We start from the raw sequence: 20447 nt of genomic DNA, 5'->3' as shown, positions 1-20447 counted from the left end.
GAAAGGATATAGTCTACTGTGTATACACTCTCAGAAAGTAGTACTTTTGCTGCAATGGCTATTTTTAAATGTAGGCATCACAACTAAACCTAAACCTACCTGATTAATATTTGTCCAGCAGTCAGGTATAAAATACTGTAACAACTGTAACAATCTTGAATTTCAGGCAGTTGAACTGTAATTTTGTCTGTAACAACTTGCAACAACTGTAACAAACAAAAGTCGACTCATCTCACCTAAAAATAAAATACGCTAACAGTCAACCATTAACTTACTCCCTGATTCATTTACATATAGAAGTGAACCAAAAACTTTAGAGTACTTTCATGCGATCTGTACAACCAATGCATGTTTCTTTCGGTTAAACGCCCAGTATATAATTGGAAACACAAGCAGCGTCAGAATGGTAGCCGTAATTAATCCCCCAATAATAACGATAGCTAGCGGCTTCTGTGATTCTGAACCAATACCCGTTGACACAGCAGCCGGTAAAAGTCCAATAGCGGCCATCATGGCAGTCATTACCACAGGACGAATTCGGGATTGTACGCCTTCAGAGATAGCCTGTGTGATAGGCATACGCTGTTTCAAATTGTTATTAAATACAGAAATCAGAATTACTCCATTTTGCACACAAATCCCAAATAAGGCAATAAACCCTACTCCTGCCGATATTCCGAAATTCATACCTGTAATATGTAGTGCCAGAATCCCTCCTATCAAAGCAAAAGGAACATTGATCAGTACCAGTCCTGCATCTTTGGCATTTCCGAAGGTAATAAACAACAGAACGAAAATGGCAGCCAGACTGATAGGTACAACTTCTGTTAGTCGTTTCGTTGCCCGTACCTGATTCTCAAACTCTCCTGTCCAGTGAATAGAATATCCTTTAGGTAAAGAAACTTTCTCATTTACCTTCTTTTCTGCTTCAGCAATGGTACTGCCCAAGTCTCTTTCCCGTACAGAAAACTTAACTCCAATAAACCGCTTATTTATATCTCTGTACACAAAAGCAGGTCCGGTTAACGTTTGTACAGTAGCAATTTCACGCAAAGGGACTTTGGTGTTATGCAGTGTCGGCACCATCAGTTTCTCAATATCTTCTTCGCTCTGACGATATTCCTGAGGGTAACGAATACGAATATCAAAGCGCTTCTCCCCTTCGTATTTCATATTGGCAGTTTTCCCACCAATAGCCATCTCTATAACTGCTTGCGCATCGGCTACACTGACTCCATACAACGCCATCAGATGATCATGCAGCAGAATCTGCATTTCGGGTTGTCCTACGTTGCGCAATATACCCGCATCCTTAATGCCCCGCACATCTTTGATTTGAGTTAATACTTCATCAGCCAGCTTATCCAAAGTCTCCAGATCATCACCAAATATCTTGACTGCATTGGAAGCTTTGAAACCCGCTACAGCCTCAGCTACATTATCCACTACAGGCTGAGAATAGTTATACAGGATGCCCTGGTATTGAGAAAGCTTCTTGTCCATCTCCCCTATCAGCTCATCAGTTGTAATCTTGCGCTTCCATTCTTTCTTAGGCTTTAAGTCAACCTGAAACTGTAGAAAGTAAAAACCATTCGGATCTGTCCCATCGTTTGACCTGCCTGTTTGAGATAATACTTCATTTACCTCATCAAACTCACTCAGATCATGTCGAAGCGTTTTTGCCATTTCTACACTCTTTGGCAATGACATACTCATAGGAAGCTCAGCCGTTACCCATAATGCCCCTTCATTCAGTTGTGGCAGAAACTCAGATCCCAGCCAGCGGGCAGAAAACAATGTAACAGCTAAAAATACAGAAGCAACTCCTACTGTAATTTTCTTGTATCGGAAACACCACGCAAAGGCTCGGGTAATAGAGTTGTTAAAGAAGTTCACAAACGGATTATGACGCTCCCGCACATTCTTCTTTAGCAGGAAAGCACACAATACAGGTACCAGTGTTAAGGTAAAGAATAATGCACCTAGTAATGCAAATCCCAGCGTATAGGCAAGTGGTGAAAACATTTTACCTTCTACCTTCTGAAACGAGAATATAGGCAATAAGGCAGTGATAATAATTAGCTTGGAGAAAAACACAGCCTTACCCATCTCTGTACCTGTTTTTTTGATTAAACCAAGTTTGGAAAGCCTGTTAAACTTTTCCATTCCTTGTTTGTGAGCCAGATGGTCCAGTGAAACAAAGATCCCCTCCACCATGACCACTGCCCCATCGATAATAATCCCAAAGTCAACAGCACCTAGTGACAACAAGTTGGCACTCATCCCCTTTAATCGCAGACAGAAAAAAGCAAACAGCAAAGCTAGCGGAATAATGATTGACACAATCAGGGTGGTCCGCCAGTCTGCCATAAACAAAAATACAATTACCGTTACAAAGACAATTCCCTCAATCAGGTTATGCATTACAGTGTCTGTGCAATACTGCATCAGGTTATCCCGATCATAGAATGTCTTCATCTTCACATCTGCTGGCAATACCTTTTCGTTGAGTTCCGCGATCTTCTCTTTAACCAGCTTCAATACTTGTCCCGGATTCTCGCCTTTGCGCATAACCACAATGCCTTCTACCACATCATCGCGATCTCCCAATCCTACCTGTCCTACCCGTGGCTGATCGGACTCAATTACCTGAGCTACATTTCTGATCAGAATTGGCGAACCTTTCACATTGTCGATGATAATATTCTCAATGTCTGGTATGGATGTAAGAAGGCCTATTCCACGCACCACATATGCTTGTCCATTCTTTTCGATTACGTCCCCTCCTACGTTCAGGTTACTTCTGCTTACAGCCTGGTAAACCTCCAGCGGAGTGATATCATAGCGGGACAGTAATGTAGGGTTAATCTGTAATTCATAGATCTTTTCACGACCACCAAATGCCACCACATCGGCAACTCCTGGTACAGAACGTAGTTGTCTGTCAATTGTCCAGTTCTGTAGCGTCAATAACTCGCGTGTATCTTTTGTAGGACTTTCCAGCACATACCGGAATATTTCTCCTGTGGGTCCGTAAGGGGGCTGTACTTCAGGGTCAACACCCTCTGGCAACTGTACAGAACGAAGCTGATTATTTACCTGCTGACGTGCAAAAAAGTCGTCTACATCGTCTTCAAAAATAATCTTCATCACAGACAGTCCAAACATGGTAATGGAACGCACATTGGTTTTGCGCTGTACGGAATTCATAGCCACTTCAACAGGAACCGTTACAAACCGTTCCACTTCTTCTGCACTACGGCCATTCCATTCGGTCACAATGATTATCTGTGTATTGGTCACATCCGGAAATGCATCCAGTGGTGTATTCAAAAAACTTATGATCCCGGCAATAGCCAGTATCCCTGTGATAAAGAAAGTAAAGAAACGGTTCTTGAGACAGAACGCGATACAGTTTTTAATAAATGCATTCATAGTTTATGAGGTAACAGACAGTTTCGCAAAGCACTGAGAATCAATCTATATATCAATTATCCTTATATTATCCAATTATTATCCATTAATTATCTAAAAATATCAATCATTTAAAGCATCATAGATAAACAACTGATTCTGGCTAACGACTTTCTCTGCTTCCTGTAGTCCAGATTGGATGTAAGCCATACTGTTTGCTTGCTTGTACAGCTCAACTTCTCGTGTTTCAATATTGTATCGGTCCTTAAAAACCATTACGAAATGCTTACTCTTGTCAAAAATTACGGCTGAAGAAGGGACAGAAAGCATCTGTTTATCCTCGTTAAAATGTAGTGTCACAGTTGCATTCATCTCTGGCTTCAAGGCATAATCCGGATTTTGCAGTTTCACTCGTACCTTCATCGTCTTTGTTTCCGGATCCAGAATGTTAAAAATACGGTCTACTTTCCCGTGGAATATTTTATCGCCATAACTGATGGTTTGTACATCGGCCTCCATTCCTAGCTTTATGCGGGCAATGTCTGTTTCATAGACGTTGGCAGACACCCATACATCATTGATCTGTGCAATGGTGAAGATATTTTCGGCATTATCAGATCGTAACTGCATATCCCGGTTGATATGTTTTTCAATCACAAATCCGCTAATAGGCGCTTTTACCTGATATTCTGATTGCTTACCCAGTCCGTAGATTCTGAAGATTTCCTGAATACGATTCAATTCGGCTTGTGATTTTTCAACTTCTTTTCGTGCAGCAGTCACATCCCGCTCAGAGTTCAGTTTACTTTCAAATAAATCTTCTGCAACACGAAGATTTTTCTGGTCCATCAGAAGATCACTTTGGGCATCAATCATTTGTCTTTCATAGTCAGCTACTTCTCCGCTGCGTATCACTGCCAGAATCTGACCTTTTTCGACATAGTCACCTAATTCCGCATTCACATCCATTACATTCCCTCCTACCAGCGGAAATACCTCAACCAATTTGTTATCGTCTGGAGTGATTTTCCCAATCAGTTTTAGTTCTGCCTTTACAGGTTCTGTTTTCGCGACGGTTATTTTTACCCGTGATAACATGGTATCACTCAACACAAAAGTGGATTTCTCTTCTTTATGCTCCGGAGGGGATTGCTTGCAGCCAATAAGTCCTGTAAAACAAGACACCAATACGAAATAGATTCTCAGATTCATTGTATAGAATAATTAGATTAGACAATGTGACTTAACATAAGTTTTCTACTTTTAACGGAAGAGCTCAACTCCCACGACATAGTTTAACTCCTCAAAGGATTCAATACGGGCAATTCGCAATCGGTTTAGTTGCTCTATACTCTGGTTATAGGCTTCAAACAAGTCTACAAATTCCAGTAAGGACACATTCTGTTTCCGGAAGCTTGTCAGTACACCTGTATTTAATTGCTCAAACTGAGTCCTGAAGTTGGTATCTACCTTTTTGTATTCATCTTCTATCTGACGTAGCTTATTGAGTGATGCAGCCACTTCATTCCGTACTTCCAGTTGTTTGTTTTGCTGTTGCAATTGCATCATAGAAGCCTCACTCTTAGCCATTTTTATATTTCCCTGATTGCGGTTAAATACAGGTAGATCCAACCCTACTGTAAGAGCCAGATAATGAGGAATGTAACTACCTGCCTGGTCATAACTTGCACCAATGGATAAGTCAGGAATTGCCAGGCTCTTCTGCAAGCGATAGTGCATTTCTGCTTGCTTTACCTGACTTTCCACTATATGCAGGTCTGACCGATTGGTGATGGCAAGATCTATCAGGTTCTGTGATTGTGTTTTCTGGAAATCATATTGCTGCATCATACTTTCATCCAGTATCGGTACAACCGGACGGCTTGTTTGCAGCAATAGCTGCAACTGAAGGTGTTCGTTTGCAATGGAAGCCAGCAACTGTGTCTTATCATTATTCAATTGATAGTAAGCAGCTTTCAAGCGCACTACATCTTTCAGAGAGATATTATTTTTATTGTATTGCGTCTCTAAAGCAGAAATAGTATTATCCAATACAGCAAGCTGATTCGTAAAACGTTCGATAGTTTGTGTAGAAAAAGCTATATGATAAAAGCTCCGACGCAACTCAAATTTCAGTGTACGTAACAGATCATAAAAAGCAAACTCAGACATTCGTGTGTTTTCTCTGGACATTGCTACTCTCTTATTTCGCTTACCTGCTAACATAACCAACTGCTGAATACTAAATGTTTTCTGTCCGGCTGATCCTACATCCAGTACTTTCCGGTTTAGGTTATTGTACAAGCTCCATTCAGTAGAAAGTTGTGGATTATCCCATAGCTTTGTTTGAGCCAATTGCGCTTTTGAGGCTTCGATAGCATATTTCTCTGCCAGTAATCGTAGATTCTGATTCAGAAAAATACTATCTGCCTGATTCAATGAGATACGAAGCGTATCCTGGGCTTGCACTACACCGATCTGTATAAAAAATAAACACAAAGAGATCCCTAGCCACCTGTCAGGCAGCTTTTTCCATTTCAGTACATTCATAAATTGAAATTCAAGTATTGGCTGTTGGCCTCCTACTTTACTGGATTAGAGTAGGTTAGAAAATAATTAATCTAGATGGTAATTCTGTTTAGGTCAGATTAGCTGTATACCTGAAAGTCGAAAAAATACGGTTAATGGACACTTATTAACCGTATTTTGAAATCAACCGTTAGCAACAGGCGCTAATAGAATGAGACAAAAAAAGGATAGGAACCTTAAAATGGGCTTAAGAAAAACTTAAAAAAAACTTAAAATTGGTGTGGCAGTACTAATGAAAAAATATTAATCTGATTATCAGATACTTGATAAGATATAGTCCCTCCATGTGCTTCAATAATTCTCCGCACCATAGACAAACCTAATCCAAAACCTCTTTTTCCGCTGGCATTTTGCCCTCTGAAGAAGGGTTGAAAGATACGGGAAGTCTCTGTATCAGACAAAGGCGATCCTTCATTAAAGAATTGAATAAGAATCCGATCCTTTTGTGCGTGGATTAATACCTGAGCGGACTGATTATCAGAATATTTACAGGCATTTTCAATTAGGTTGACAAAGCTATTTTTCAGCATTAACCCCTGTCCCTGCACAGTCAGAAGAGTATCATCATCCGGAATTTCCTGAAAACCAACACTTACTATTGCCTGTGGTAAATGCATTTTTACATCCTCAACAGCCTCAAACAATAATTCATCAATACGAACACGTTGTGCATCTGCTTCCAGCCGGATCTTATCATACCTGGCCAGGAGCAATAAAGAGTTGGTGATGTTGGTGAGTTTATCCAGGTCTTCCTGCAAGGAAGCTAACAGGGCTTGGTATTCTTCTATTGAGCGGGATTTCTTACGAGCGGCCTCTAATTGAGCGACTAATGTAGCCAAGGGAGTTCTTAGTTCATGTGAGGCATGTTGCACAAAGTTTTTCTGGGTTTCAAAAGCCAATGACAGCCTGTCCAGCATGTAATTAAAATTTTGTGCTAATCGGTTTATCTCCTCATCTCTGTTCTCAATAGTTAATTTCTCCTGCAGGTTAGTCGCATTGATACGTGCAATCTTTTCATTCAGCAATTCGACAGGTTTGAATGTTTGCTGCACATAATAATAGCCAGCTACGCCTGTCAGAAGCATTCCCAGACTTCCAGCAATAGCAAGTGTATAAATCAGATTATTTAGTTTGCGTCTCCCGTATTTGTCATAGGCAGATGCAATGACCACATTGTTCTGGCCTTTTTCATTGTAAAATAACCCAATGATCTCACTTTCTTTGTCTGTATACTCAATCTTATGTTGTTCGCGGATGTGTTGCAGCAGTGTAGGAGAATAGTTTACCTTGTGATCATCTATACTGCTGTAGATCAATCTGTTTTGAGGGTCAAATACCAGTACTTTTTCTTCGTATAATTTATTAATGGTGTTCTGATCAATTATTTTCAATATATCATTATCAATCTCCCGAACGTCAATCAGCAACCGGGCAGTATTGAGAGCCTTCTCTTCCAGGCGATCATAGAATTCTTCTTTTCGAAAAGAAGAATAAAATAAATAGGTTATTAAAGAAGTGATGAGCAGAATAATAGCTACCAACCCACTGAATAGTACAGCCAGTCGTACTTTATGCGGTACTATAATTTTATGCTGAAACATCTTTCAGATAATAGCCAAACCCCGGCTTGGTATGAATAAGTTTTCTATCAAAAGGTTTATCAATTTTATTTCGCAGGAAGCTAATATAGACTTCAATGGTATTTGTTCCTGTATCAAAATTCACATCCCATACTTTTTCAGCTATTTCCACTTTGGAGACTACCCTTCCGTTTGCCTGAGCCAGCAATTCCAGCAGAGAAAACTCCCGCATGGTCAACTCTATATCTTTGCCTCCCCTTCTGGCTTTTTTTTCCAATAAATCAATCTGCAAGTCAGCCACCATTATTTTCTCTTCCAATGCTGTATGTTGTACCGACCGTTTCAAGAACACCTGAATACGTGCCAGTAATTCCTGAAAGTGAAAAGGCTTTACCAGATAGTCATCAGCACCTGCATCAAAGGCCAGTATCTTATCATCCAGTTCGCCTAACGCAGTTAACATAATAATCGGTATATCCTTATTCTGTTGTCGAAACAATTTACACAACTCAAATCCATTCTTATAAGGCAGGTTCACATCCAATATAACCAACTGATAATCGTTACTTTTATATAACCTTTCTGCAACGGTTCCATCAAAAGCTACCTGCACGTCAAATCCAGAGTCTGTCAACGTTTCCCGAATATTTGCGGCTAGTTTGGGTTCATCTTCTGCCAGAAGGATTTTTGTATTCATAGTCTGGTTAAATAATCTGTAAAAGTTGACAAAATACGAATATACAGAAAACAAAAAGCGGCAGATTATTGTATAATCTGCCGCTCTCATTCAAATTTTAAATATTATTGACGAAGATCTGCCATTATCTTTTTAGGTTTCTCAAGAGGCACTTCTTCTACATCGGCAAATACACGGCCGCAATGTTCACAAACAATAATTTTCTTCTTTTCACGGATTTCAACCTGACGTTGGGGAGGAACAATGTTAAAGCACCCCCCACAGGCACCACGTCTTACCAATACAACGGCCAGGCCATTTTGTGCATTGGAGCGAATTTTAGTGTATGACCGTAGTAAACGATCTTCAATTTGTTCTGCCTGCTTTTCACGTTCAGCTATCAAACGTTTCTCTTCTTCTTGATTTTCAGATGTAATTACATCCAGCTCTTTTTTCTTATTGTCCAGATCTTTCTTCCGTTCACTAAGTGTATTTTGTACGCCCTGAATCTCGTCTTTCTTCCGATTGATTTTGCTATTTGCTTCACCAATACGCTTGTCAGCAAGTTCCATCTCCAGATTTTGTAATTCTATTTCTTTGCTGATGGCATCATATTCACGATTGTTACGCACATTCATCTGCTGATCTTTATACTTGTTGATCAGCTTTTCAGCGTCTTTCTTGGCCAGTCGGTGTTGCTCGATTTCACCATCCAGTACATCTATTTCTTTCTCAAATTTTCCGATACGAGTCTGGTATCCGGCAATTTCATCTTCCAGATCCTGAACTTCTTCAGGAAGATCACCGCGAATTTTCAGAATTTCGTCTAACTTGGAATCAATGTTTTGGAGATGGAGAAGAGCTTCGAGTTTTTGAGCAACAGTAAGTTCCATATATGATTATTAGAATTGGGATTGAGTTTTAAGTCACTCAATTATCTATACAAATAGTATGCTTTACAGGTAAAAAACAGGGTTTGTGGTAGTTTCCGACAAATTGACCGCAATATTACTTATTTTTTTTGACAAATGCGCAAAAATTAAATCTTTTGTAAAAACTTCACTTTCATAATGTCCTATGTCTGCCAGCACGATACGTTTGTCAGCATCAAAAAACTCATGGTATTTGACATCTGAGGTAATAAATATATCTGCTCCAGCCCGTATGGCATCATTCAACAAAAATATTCCAGCCCCTCCACATACAGCTACTTTCTGAATGGGTTTGTCGCGTAAAGCAGTATAACGTATGCATCCGGTCTGCATCTGATCTTTTAAAAACTGCAGAAATTGCGTTTCAGATACAGGTTCCGCCAATGTACCTATGGCACCAGATCCAACCTCCTGGTTCTCATTCTCCAGGCTTGTGACATAGTAAGCAATTTCTTCATAAGGATGTGCTTGTCTCATAGCTGCCAGCACTTTCCCTGTCAGATATGTCGGAAACATGACCTCTATACGATTCTCTGTTACCTCTTCAGGCTGATTGGCCTGTCCTATGTACGGATTGGCTGTTTCATTAGGTGTAAAAGAACCTGTACCCATTACCCGAAAGCTACATCCGGAATAGTTTCCAATCACACCTGCCCCGGCACTGCTTAAGGCATCCAGTAAAACTTTTGTATCCTCTACTGGTACAAACACAACCAGCTTCTGTAAAGTTTGTTTTTTGGGAGATAAAACCCGAATATTCTGTAAACCCAGGCGTGAGGCAATATGAAAATTCACTCCATTGTGTACATTGTCCAGGTTGGTATGAGTAGCATAAATGGCTATATTATTCTGTATGGCCTTTACAACCGTCCGTCCAATATAGTTAGTACGATTAATCTTTTTTAGTCCTTTAAATATAATGGGATGATGGGCTATTACCAGATTACATCCTTTGGCAATTGCTTCATCTATGACCTCTTCTGTAGTATCCAGGCTAATCAATATCCCTTTTACGACATCTGCTGCATCTCCTACCAGTAATCCTGCATTGTCATAACTTTCCTGATAGGCTAGTGGAGCCCATGTTTCCATTATTTTTATTACATCTGCAATACGTGTCATCTTATAAGAATCCCTTGTTGGTTTAAATCCTGAAATAGTAAAAAAATGTATTTACGGTTCCGAGAAAAATATGTCCTCTCAACACTTATTTGTAAAAAATACTAGCAAAACATACATGTTTCCTTGGCCTTTTATTTATCCTTTTATTCGCTGATAAACAAACTAATTACACAAATTTTCACAAAAACAAACTGGCAATAATACATTGATTTTCATTCTGATAATACTTTTTTATCAGAATAATTGCCTAAAATGCAATTTTTTTTTACTATCTTTGCGTAAAATTTGTGTGGTTTAAGATTTTCTGCTCCTCCATTTTAGTTCATCATAACCTTCTTAAGATATATGAGCAAACTCCGAGTTCTTTATGTAGCTACCGAGATTAATCCCTTCCTCCAAACCTCTGAAGTTGCTGATTTTGTAAGAAGACTTCCTCAAGCCATGCAAGAGCGTGGTATGGAAATCCGAATATTAGTTCCAAGGTTTGGTTTAATAAATGAAAGGAAAAACCGGCTACATGAAGTAGTAAGACTTTCCGGTATCAACATTGCAGTGGGAGATGAAGAAAAGCCTTTAATCATTAAAGTAGCATCTATTCCAAATGCTAAATTACAGGTCTATTTTATAGACAACGAAGATTACTTCCATCGTAAATCTGTCTTCTTTGATAAAGACAATCGGTTCCATCCCGATAACGATGAAAGAGCTATCTTTTTCTGTAAAGGTGTATTGGAAACTGTAAAGAAACTGGGATGGTCACCTGACATTGTACATTGCAATGACTGGATGACTAGCCTGATCCCAATGTATTTGAAAACAACGTACAAAAATGATCCGATGTTTAAAAATACAAAATCTGTATTTACTGTGTATAACAGTTTCTTTACACATAAATTTGACGAACAGGATTTGTTGGAAAAAGTAAAAATGATGGATATCGAAGACGGTATGTTATCGTATCTGAAAACAGCCGACTATTCAGCATTTATTCGTACAGGGATGGCTTATGCAGATGTAGTGCTTAAAGCGGAAGAACGTTTCAATGACAAACTGACTCAGTTATTTGCTGAGTTCGATGAGAAGAAAATAAACTACATCGAACCCAATGAAGAAACATTCAGTGATTCCTACTATAACTTGTACAATGAGTTATTTAGTTAAGGTTTCTTTCCGAATAGACACTGTTTCAAAACAAAAAGACTCTGCTTACATAAGCAGAGTCTTTTTGTTTTTATATCCTTATACTTCCTCAGTGTTTTAATTTGGATACAATCTCTTTCAGATTTAATCCTGTCGAGAAGAGATTCTCATACGCACCGGCAATCGCATGGTGTTTGTCCAGCAGATAGGTAGTTCGCCGGGTAAAGAAGGGCATATCCTTCGGCACCAGATCATAACTCTTCCCTACCGTTCCATCCGCATCTGAGAGCAGTTCAAATGGCAACTTAAACTCTTCCCGAAACCGCATATGGGTTTCTATATCATCACGACTGATACCAATTACCTGAACATCCAGTTCTCTGAGTAAATCAAATGTATCCCGAAAACCACAAGCCTGCTCTGTACACACAGGAGTAAAATCCTTCGGATAAAAATACAGAATGCAAGGCTTGAGCAGCATATCCTTGTACAAGGTAAACGTTTTACCTGAGGTAGAAGGCAATGTAAAATTAGGAGCTTTGTCTTTTATGTGTAACATGTAACAGTGTGCGTAATAATTTTTGACTATGAGTATTTACAATCCCATTCAGCTATTACTTGATAAGACTATAAAGAGACTCAAATATCAGCAATCAATTCTATGCATAGTAACCAATATACTGAAAATTATTACATAATTAGGAAAAAGCACTATCCTTCCTATAACCCTACAATGTCCTCAGATGAATATTCCCAATGCAGGTCTTTAAAAAGTTCTTTATTGATTGGTTCACCACTATAATGGAATTGCAAATACCCATTTTGGAGAGTAATACACAAAAACTAAAAAACCCATATGCACCGTCTACTCTAAAACGGTATATATGGGTTATTGCTCGATTGGGCGGTTGGAAAGGGTATCAATCTGGGCGAAAGCCTAGCATCACCACTTTTTGGCATGGGCTTAAAAGGTTTGATGCCATCTTTGACAGATTCTTGCTTGCCAGAGATCTGTCAACACGGTAAGATTTTACTTAGGCTTTTTTTAATCCTTACCCCGAAAAAAATCTTTATTGTTTAGTTACTCTCGCATACGAAGGTTGTGCACCTTGTGGATGATCGTCTAATGGTGGTTCTGCAGTATCACTTGGTTTTGGGACCAAAACCCATGTTGGTATACCACCAGTACCACCTGGACTACCCGCATCACCGCCAGGTGTTGAACCACCAGGTATTGTGCCACCGCTACCAGCTGGACTACCATAATTAATCGGGCCTGGTTTGACACTAGGGTTATTACTTGCCAACATATATGTGTACACCGTGCCCATGGATTTATCAGGGCTGACTACAACAACATATTTTACCCTATAACTAAAAGCATTGATAACATCCAGATTATCAATAGCAAAACCAATACCTTGATCACATACGATTTCTATGACGTAAGTATTTATTGAACTATAATATTTTGTTTGTGTCCAACTGTTCACTTTGAAAATAATTCCAATAACAACTCCCTTTACTTCTGCTTTTGCATCTTTTATTACTCCGTTATCATACGTAAAAATAAAATCAATCGAAGTTGCCAGATTAACAGGTAAATTAGACACTAAAATTCCTTTGTTCTTTGGTGGAAACCCAGGTATACCTGGTAATCCGGGAAACCCAGGTAAAGGTGTAGTAGGAAAACCGGATGTTGTACCTCCATCGGAGTTGGGATCTGGGTTTGAATTATCTACCCTTGCACTCACTTTTGCTTTTTGATCTGGAGGCAGAGCCTGCATGAGTAACTTTTCAAAAGAAGGATTCTGGATTTGATTACTACTCAGCAAATTCAAAAAATCTCTCGCTTCTTCAACCGTTTTAAAATGCAGAACCTCAGAAGGTGATAAATCAGTCTTTCTTTCCAACCCAAATTCTTTTTCAAGTTTATTTAGTTTTTCTAAATTGGTTACCGCTTGTGGCTCTTCTTTCGTACAAGCAGTAAAACTTACCGCACAAAAAATAAGAAACATCATAGAGGTAGTGCTTCCTGTCGAACCTTTCCTAGAAGAAGAATGCTTGTTGGCCCATCGGAAAAGTCGATAAATAAGATAAACAATCAGTGATATCAAAGCTGCTTGCCACACAAACTGGATAACATGTACCCACCATGGAAAACCTGGACCTTTTTCTACTAAACGAATAACTTGTGCTGGTAACATAAGGAAGTTGTTAAATGGTAAATAAAAAAATGAATGGGGAGGATTAATTTTATCAAGTTATTATGATTGTAGTAGTAAAAAAATTTTTTTTCGTTTTATTTGCTTATATATGTCTTTTACATCATTTTTTAATATCTATTACCTATCATGTCAGGTATTAAAAAATAAAAGTCGAAGAAAATTCTCCGACTTTAAATTCATATTAGATAGGATCACCATAGATAATGTTTGGTTTGTTTATTTGTCTTGGCAGATCACAGGATAACCATTGTTCCTCATCTCTACCTACGTATCCTTCAAATAGTCTCTTACAGCCTGAGTAATAGGTCGACTGAGCGGAATAAGTTGTTGGAAAGCTTGTAATTATTCTTCTCTTAAACCTTCTATTCTCGGTCATCAATCTGATCAAACGAACGAGCTTTTCCAAGACAAACGTAATATAGTGATTGATCATTGGGACATTCTCTAATAAATTCAGTCACCAAGAATTATAGATACAATCTTAAAAAGGAAGTTTCTGTCCCAATAAATCGTTGATATAGTGTCGAGAAATAGTTGAACCGAATTCATCAAGCTCTTTTTCAAGGTGATCTTTCAGTAAGCGATCAAGAACTCTTTCCTGCCATTGTTTCTCCAATTCCGGATCTAAACTCGCTTGTTGAGAAAAAATAAGGCATCTTATTACTGTATTGTCTGTTACCTCTGCAATATCGGAGGGAAATTTGTTATAATCTTTATTTGAAAACATCATTATTGACTTACAAGAAAAATAGAGAGTAGACAAACAACAGTTATAGGCATCAGACTCTTTTGGTTGCTGGTAATGATTATAATAACCGTTGTAGTTGGCCACTTTACTATATATAAATTCTTTGTAAAATATTTCTCCTTCTATTGAATACCCTTCTAACCATTTAACAATATTCTCAAAAGATTGCAAAAACCATCCATTTATCTCCATTACTTCCTCTATATCAAATACTAAAGATGGTCTCTCTTTCAGAAAAGATAAACAATGTTGAGATGATAATAACATAAGGAGAACTTTTGCTTTGATAGTTAATTTTTCTATACCTATCTCTTCTTTATTACCCATAGTTTATTGTGAGTAGCCTCTCTACAAACGTATCGTTATAGTTTGGCTGGACGTTACCTGTTCTGAACCAGGCAGTACATATTTAAGGATGACCGGATAGCTTCCTTTTTCAAGATTGGTATAGCCCTTCACAGTTCGTAACTGTTCCCAGCCGGGTCCGGAAGGCGCTTTGGTATCCAGATATCTCGCGATTGCCTTATTGGTAAGTTCGCTGTAATCCTGAAGCACATAGTAATCCAGGTAATACCCAAGTAGTATCTGCCCCCCCTGTGCAGCAGCATATCCGGCACTTACCTGATTGTCTGTCAGACGATAGGTTGACTGCCCGTTCATGTATTGCAGTTTTACCCCTTTTAATGGAGGAACACCCGTTTGGGCAGCAGATGGCCGGGATACAGTCACGGTGTTATCCAACGGATAGTGTTCATACAACAATGGATAGATCGTTTTACTGTACCAGTTGTTGTCAGGAGAAGCCTCTACCTGTACCAAAGGTTGTACAGTTCCGTTGCCTTTTATTTCGGCTTCGTCAAATGTTTCCTCTCCTGTCATTACTTTGCCTATCACCAGTGTATTGCCTGAAGCAATATCCAGTCGGTCCTGTCTGTCAGAAAGAGAATTTAACTTATCTGCCAGTGTGTTATACATACTGGTACGGAAAGCACTTGCATACAGATTTTTCTCTACATTATTGACAGCCGTACCTTCCAGTGTATTGGTAGTCACCTCCACAGTATTATCGCCTGAAACTTTCTCGGATGAGCTTCTTTTTACATTGGCGTCTACCGCTTCACTGGCCTGAGGAGTTTTGATCAGTGTCAGTTTGTATACAGTTGCATTTGCCAATGCCTCTGGAAGGGCAAATAAAACAGTAGATTCACTTTTCTGATACGAAAGCGGAGATTCCACTAGTGTACCGCTACCCGCTTCAAAACGGGTTGTGTATTTCCAGCTGGTTACATTATCTTTTTCATCAAACAAATACGCTTGTCCCTTTTTCAGTTTGATGTATCCCTGACCATGCTCTTTCTTATAGAGGTGATACTGATTCTTCACCGGATAGCTGTAGGCTATGTTTTCTTCCGGAATATAATCAGGAGCTTTCCCCGTCACAAAGTTGCTTTCTTTCACTTCATAGTCAATTTGTCCATTCTCATCTTTCAGGGCTGTCCATCCACTTTGTTCCTTCTTTTCCCAGTGGATTTTTGCACGCACAATCAGAGAAGTTTCCTGAGGCAATGTTTCCGGTGTATTTAGTGCTACCACATCCATTTTTTCATTCCATTCCAGCACGGCATTTACAGCCTGTTTATTCTGGACGATCTTAATTTCATCTGTCACAATGCGGTAGGTATTCAGCTGATCCTGATTATTCATCATATTCAGTTCTGATCCTACCTTTGTATTGAATGATACCTGAGGAGCTGCAAACACACTCACATCCTGGCTGCTTGCGGCTGGTGAAATGTCAGCGATAACCTCAATATCTCCCAGTTCATTGCCAGGAGCAATAATTTCGCATTCTTCCCCAACAGTAAAGGTCAGGTTCACTTTACCTTTGACTAGTCCACCCAGGATAGAATATTTTCCGGCTATACCACCCCGCATCCAGGTTGGGTTAGGCAGTTTAGCCTGAAGCAGAGCCGCTGCGCCCAAACTAATGATATCAAAAGATCTTTTTCTTTTCCCTACCCGAATGCCCACTTTACCGGCAAGGAATATATAAGCCTGTCCGGAAGCATACCAGCCATTCATTCCTAACGTGCCTGATTGTCCGCGGCAGGTAGCTTTTTCGCCATAATTTCTCAGCATAACATCTGCCCCACCACCGAGAGCCAGAGAAGCATAGAAAGGAGTTACCTCTACACTTTTTGCTACTTTAATATGTACCCCCAGTGCAAACCCTTTACCGGATGAAATAGCATTTTCATCCCGCATGAAGTTCAGATCTATGTTATCAAATACCTCTGCCACTTCTGAAGGGGGCAAAGGCAGATCTTCTACTTTGGTTCCGACCATAAAGTAGGCTTTAGCCGTAGCGATATTTGCCATATTCACGCCCAACATCTGACTGGGACGTCCCACATAGATATACCAGTCCTGCGGATCGGCATGTATTACGATTTCTCCTATCAACCCATTGGCACCTGTACCCCGAATCACATTCTGCACATTCAGGTACCCCTTCATATTAGCATGTAACACATCATTGTCATTGTCAAACCGCATAGCCATGCTAACATAGAGCGGCACTGTGGTTTTGCCTTCGGCACCCCGTGCACGGGACTGTACAGCGGTAAAGAAGTAACCATCTCCCTTAAACTCTACATACCGCAATCCTCCTCCCTGATTAAAGGCCGCTTCCAGTGTTACATCCGCATTAAAGGCTTTGTCTGACCCGGTAATCAGTGTTACGCCAGCCATAAAGCCTAGTGAAGCAGTTGAATCCGGAACGTAGGCAAACTCGGCTCCACTGTTACGGGTTTCTGTATTGTTTGGGTTATTCTGTCGTACAGTATCCGCATTAACGACATTTAGTTTGGAATAATCGGGAACAAAGGCTTTAGGCCGTGTCATGTGATAGGACATTCCTCCCAGAATCCCTGTAATGCTCACAGGAGGAATCACAGGGATATTACCTGTAGGCACATACGCATCCAGATGCCAGTAGCGGTAGGTAGGCATGCTACCAAAGTACGCATTGATCTGAATCGGCTTTTTCATGATCTTCGACAAGGCAAAGGATATATTTCCTCTGAATCCATTGCCATAAACCGGGTCATCATCAAACAGTGTCAGTCGTCCCTCCAGATCAAAGGCAGTCACATGACAGGATACTGAGATATCACTTATCTTTACTTTATCAAATTCCCAGTGCTGGGTTTTGGTTTTTATATCGCCATTGGTCTGAGTTCGTTCTTCCACTTTAGCCAATACCTGTACAAAGGTACGTACCGACAATCCTTTATCGGATGAGTTCTGGGCTCCCATCAGATTGAGTCCTACCCCAAGTCCCAGCGCAAATTGTCCCTGATAAATCCCAAGCCGGATGGAATCAATACTGACCGGAAACTTAGCCACCCGTGGTTGTGCAATAGTTTGTTTCTTACCTTCCGGGTCTGTAACTGTAATAGAATCTGGCATGGAACCTGAACCAAACACACCACTCACCAGATAAGGCTTCTGTGTTGTTAGTCCCAGATTCTGAAAATCAATAGACTTTATTTGTAATAAACTTGTCGCTTCAATAGAAAGCACACCATGCAATAGTGCCGAAGGAATCAGTTTGCCATCTCTGGATTCCACCTTGATAGCACTCCCTTTTTTTAAGGTAAGCTTACCAGACCATGGCATGGAATATTCTTTATTCTTCAGAGTCGCCAGACTCAGCGAATAGTCCGTAGATTTTTCGGTTTGTATCATCATGGCCTGATACCGTAAGGAATCCTTTCCCAGAAAAGGCACCTGCATGTTCCCAGCAAAACCACCACCAGTCAACCGATTATGTACAAGTTGCACTCCCAAACTATCCACCGAAAACGGCCATCCATCAGCAGACGCATTCAGTATATTTTTCAATCCAAAAAGACCAGACACTCCCAGTTCATCAATGAGCAGGTTACGGGCATTGGCACTGGCTCGTTCACCACGACTTGCCAGCTCTTTGGGTAATTTCACGACAACTTCCTGCAGATAAAATCCTCTCCACAAGGTGATATCTTCTCCATAGGCCTGCTGATAATCCTGCGGGAAACTAAAGCCGGGAGGATTGATGATATCACTCATATCTACCACGGCATTCACGACAGAAAATGAAAAGTCTTTAAGGCCTTTGATCTGAAAGGGTGAAATACTGGTTGAAATCATCATATTGTTCAGATCAGTGGCATTCACAGCAAATGTGGCGGTAACGGCAGAAGGTGGATTATCCTGATTTTCTACTACATCCGGAATCAGCAATCCTTTGTCAAACGAAAAGAGTCCTTTCAGATTAACAGACCGGAACCCATTGCAATCAAACTCCACATAGTTGCTGTTGTCAGACGGGATAGTCAGTGTAACATGCGAGCCGATATCTACGGAATGTTCTGAGACCAGTACCAGACGAGCCAGATTGGTAGATGCCAGACCGGCTGCATTGAATGCAAGTCCCCGGCCAGCAAAGGCGATAGGTTCTGTGGTACCAGGAATAGTGAGCATACAATAGGCTGTAAAGAACCATCCCCGTTCGTTATAGTAGGCGCTATCTATGGCTATCACATATCTGTTTTCGCCTACTGTTTTGATTAGTCCTACAGGAAGTTTGGTAAAATCTCCGGCTGTCAAGGTTTCTGTTGTGCGACCGTTTTCCTGCACGGCCTTACAAACCGCCAGAATTCGTTTATATAATGGAGAAACCAGCTTGCCTTTTATCTCAGGATTTTGAGCGTGAAGTGTATCAAATTTCAGAAGGAAAATACCTATTAAAACAAAAGCGCAGACACATACCGAGAGATGTCCCGTTCGCAATTTTCGCATACAACGGTGAGTTTTTTCAGAGAGAATTCTTTTCAGAAGTGGTACTCAAAAGAAATAAAAAATAACAGTATGGGGCGTCAAGGAAATTTACAAACCTTACATATGTAGGATTGGTGCATATTGTATCAGACCATCAAATTAGGACGATACCCGGCAATAATTTCACTCTTATATAAACACAAGTAGCAAACCTCCAAATACAATACACAACCCACTCATAAACAATGAATTATACAACACAAATTAAAGCAAAAAATATTGTATAAACTCCAAAAAAATAAGTATATTTATCTCATTATTCATGTAGCATTTACTACTTTTTCAACCACTATGGCTTATAAAAAATATACCACTGACAGTACCATTCGTAAATATAGATCAGAATACTATCGCCTGATGGCTGAAGAGGCGCGTCTCAATGAACAATTGCATCATATGCTCAAACGCATCCGAAAAATTGCACAAGATGAAAAGCAATCTCTGGCCGATCATATTCATTTAACAAACTTATTAGCCCAGGCAACTCAGCAGAAAGCGGAACTGGAAGCTCGACCTGTCTCAAAGGAACAAAATAAACAATTAAAGAAAGCTGAATCGGTATGGAAGGATCTCACGATTCAATACAAACGCAGCGATCTTCGTCTGGCGGTGCTTGACAGAAAAAAAGATAAGGACAATGCAGCTAAATATATTCTCAAAGAGCTGAAACGGGATCAGGTGCGTATCCGTGCCAAAGCAGCCTATGACATCTGGAAGAAATCAGAACAAGCTGAGAAATATGAGTTTATGGATTTTGAAATGTTCATGGCATTGCATATTGTAAAAACACAGCAAAAGGCACTGGTCACGACACAAACAGACGCCGTTGCAGGCTCCCAGGGAACGGCATTAACACAGAAGGAGCATTCCAATCAATCCATAGATCAACCAATTATGCATAACGCATTCAGTACAAATATAGTAAAACCAACCTATAAGAAGGTATCAGCAAAAAATGCCCGAAGCACCTTTGCAGCAATGCACTCAAGGCCACAACATGTTTTCAACAGTTTGTCAGGTATTTACTACCTAACAAGGAACGGTGCATTACTCACCTCTCACCTTACTTTAAATAAATTAGATAGCACCCTGTATAATAACTCATTACGCCTTATACTTTCATCTTAAACTACA

General features: G+C 39.9%; 13 protein-coding genes. 2 read left to right on the top strand and 11 right to left on the bottom strand.

Features of this window, described 5'->3' with window-relative positions; genetic code table 11:
* Positions 1 to 324 precede the first annotated feature (324 nt).
* The 7 genes from QNI15_RS24365 to QNI15_RS24335 all read right to left on the bottom strand — a co-directional run bounded on the left by QNI15_RS24365 (position 325) and on the right by QNI15_RS24335 (position 10313).
* Entirely contained in the window at positions 325 to 3435 is a 3111-nt protein-coding gene (locus tag QNI15_RS24365) for an efflux RND transporter permease subunit (RefSeq protein WP_313993255.1), read from the bottom strand.
* A gap of 102 nt (positions 3436 to 3537) precedes the next feature.
* On the bottom strand, positions 3538 to 4626 hold the full coding sequence (locus QNI15_RS24360; RefSeq protein ID WP_313993258.1) for an efflux RND transporter periplasmic adaptor subunit: 1089 nt from the start codon (positions 4624 to 4626) through the stop codon (positions 3538 to 3540).
* Between the two features lie 51 nt (positions 4627 to 4677).
* Positions 4678 to 5964, bottom strand: coding sequence for a TolC family protein (locus QNI15_RS24355; RefSeq protein ID WP_314034115.1), 1287 nt, complete (start codon positions 5962 to 5964; stop codon positions 4678 to 4680).
* Positions 5965 to 6212: 248 nt separating this feature from the next.
* The gene (locus QNI15_RS24350; protein ID WP_313993264.1) at positions 6213 to 7604 is read right to left on the bottom strand and encodes an ATP-binding protein; all 1392 of its coding nucleotides are present in this window, start codon (positions 7602 to 7604) and stop codon (positions 6213 to 6215) included.
* A complete protein-coding gene (locus tag QNI15_RS24345) occupies positions 7591 to 8280 on the bottom strand; it encodes a response regulator transcription factor (RefSeq protein WP_313993267.1) in 690 nt (229 codons plus the stop codon). Before QNI15_RS24345 ends, QNI15_RS24350 begins: the two co-directional genes overlap by 14 nt.
* Positions 8281 to 8384: 104 nt before the next feature.
* Entirely contained in the window at positions 8385 to 9152 is a 768-nt protein-coding gene (locus tag QNI15_RS24340) for a zinc ribbon domain-containing protein (protein ID WP_313993270.1), read from the bottom strand.
* Positions 9153 to 9215: 63 nt separating this feature from the next.
* Complete coding sequence (locus QNI15_RS24335) at positions 9216 to 10313, bottom strand: Nif3-like dinuclear metal center hexameric protein (RefSeq protein ID WP_313993273.1); 1098 nt, start codon at positions 10311 to 10313, stop codon at positions 9216 to 9218.
* Positions 10314 to 10658: 345 nt separating this feature from the next.
* Here QNI15_RS24335 and QNI15_RS24330 point away from each other — a divergent pair, with 345 nt between their 5' ends.
* Positions 10659 to 11474 carry a glycogen/starch synthase gene (locus QNI15_RS24330; RefSeq protein ID WP_313984675.1) on the top strand — a complete coding sequence of 272 codons (816 nt, stop codon included), beginning with the start codon at positions 10659 to 10661 and terminating at the stop codon, positions 11472 to 11474.
* Between the two features lie 88 nt (positions 11475 to 11562).
* Here QNI15_RS24330 and QNI15_RS24325 read toward each other — a convergent pair whose 3' ends face one another.
* The 4 genes from QNI15_RS24325 to QNI15_RS24310 form a co-directional block, all read right to left on the bottom strand.
* Entirely contained in the window at positions 11563 to 12012 is a 450-nt protein-coding gene (locus QNI15_RS24325) for a peroxiredoxin (protein WP_314034113.1), read from the bottom strand.
* A gap of 511 nt (positions 12013 to 12523) precedes the next feature.
* The gene (locus QNI15_RS24320; protein ID WP_314034111.1) at positions 12524 to 13660 is read right to left on the bottom strand and encodes a hypothetical protein; all 1137 of its coding nucleotides are present in this window, start codon (positions 13658 to 13660) and stop codon (positions 12524 to 12526) included.
* A 502-nt stretch (positions 13661 to 14162) separates the two neighbouring features.
* On the bottom strand, positions 14163 to 14756 hold the full coding sequence (locus tag QNI15_RS24315) for a hypothetical protein (protein WP_313993281.1): 594 nt from the start codon (positions 14754 to 14756) through the stop codon (positions 14163 to 14165).
* A gap of 21 nt (positions 14757 to 14777) precedes the next feature.
* On the bottom strand, positions 14778 to 19274 hold the full coding sequence (locus QNI15_RS24310) for a hypothetical protein (protein ID WP_314034109.1): 4497 nt from the start codon (positions 19272 to 19274) through the stop codon (positions 14778 to 14780).
* A 330-nt stretch (positions 19275 to 19604) separates the two neighbouring features.
* On the opposite strand from QNI15_RS24310, the gene QNI15_RS24305 reads away from it, so the two are divergent.
* On the top strand, positions 19605 to 20441 hold the full coding sequence (locus QNI15_RS24305) for a hypothetical protein (protein ID WP_314034107.1): 837 nt from the start codon (positions 19605 to 19607) through the stop codon (positions 20439 to 20441).
* The last annotated feature ends 6 nt before the right edge of the window (positions 20442 to 20447 follow it).

The sequence above is a fragment of the Xanthocytophaga flava genome (assembly GCF_030068545.1).
Lineage (GTDB): Bacteria > Bacteroidota > Bacteroidia > Cytophagales > 172606-1 > Xanthocytophaga > Xanthocytophaga flava.
Note: the sequence above shows the minus strand (reverse complement) of the source record. Positions and strands in the feature narration are given on the sequence as shown.

Bases quoted from the DNA above. Each gene is read 5' to 3' on its own strand.
- QNI15_RS24365 (WP_313993255.1), bottom strand. From the start codon at position 3,435: ATGAATGCATTTATTAAAAACTGTATCGCGTTCTGTCTCAAGAACCGT.
- QNI15_RS24360 (WP_313993258.1), bottom strand. From the start codon at position 4,626: ATGAATCTGAGAATCTATTTCGTATTGGTGTCTTGTTTTACAGGACTT.
- QNI15_RS24355 (WP_314034115.1), bottom strand. From the start codon at position 5,964: ATGAATGTACTGAAATGGAAAAAGCTGCCTGACAGGTGGCTAGGGATC.
- QNI15_RS24350 (WP_313993264.1), bottom strand. From the start codon at position 7,604: ATGTTTCAGCATAAAATTATAGTACCGCATAAAGTACGACTGGCTGTA.
- QNI15_RS24345 (WP_313993267.1), bottom strand. From the start codon at position 8,280: ATGAATACAAAAATCCTTCTGGCAGAAGATGAACCCAAACTAGCCGCA.
- QNI15_RS24340 (WP_313993270.1), bottom strand. From the start codon at position 9,152: ATGGAACTTACTGTTGCTCAAAAACTCGAAGCTCTTCTCCATCTCCAA.
- QNI15_RS24335 (WP_313993273.1), bottom strand. From the start codon at position 10,313: ATGACACGTATTGCAGATGTAATAAAAATAATGGAAACATGGGCTCCA.
- QNI15_RS24330 (WP_313984675.1), top strand. From the start codon at position 10,659: ATGAGCAAACTCCGAGTTCTTTATGTAGCTACCGAGATTAATCCCTTC.
- QNI15_RS24325 (WP_314034113.1), bottom strand. From the start codon at position 12,012: ATGTTACACATAAAAGACAAAGCTCCTAATTTTACATTGCCTTCTACC.
- QNI15_RS24320 (WP_314034111.1), bottom strand. From the start codon at position 13,660: ATGTTACCAGCACAAGTTATTCGTTTAGTAGAAAAAGGTCCAGGTTTT.
- QNI15_RS24315 (WP_313993281.1), bottom strand. From the start codon at position 14,756: ATGGGTAATAAAGAAGAGATAGGTATAGAAAAATTAACTATCAAAGCA.
- QNI15_RS24310 (WP_314034109.1), bottom strand. From the start codon at position 19,274: ATGCGAAAATTGCGAACGGGACATCTCTCGGTATGTGTCTGCGCTTTT.
- QNI15_RS24305 (WP_314034107.1), top strand. From the start codon at position 19,605: ATGGCTTATAAAAAATATACCACTGACAGTACCATTCGTAAATATAGA.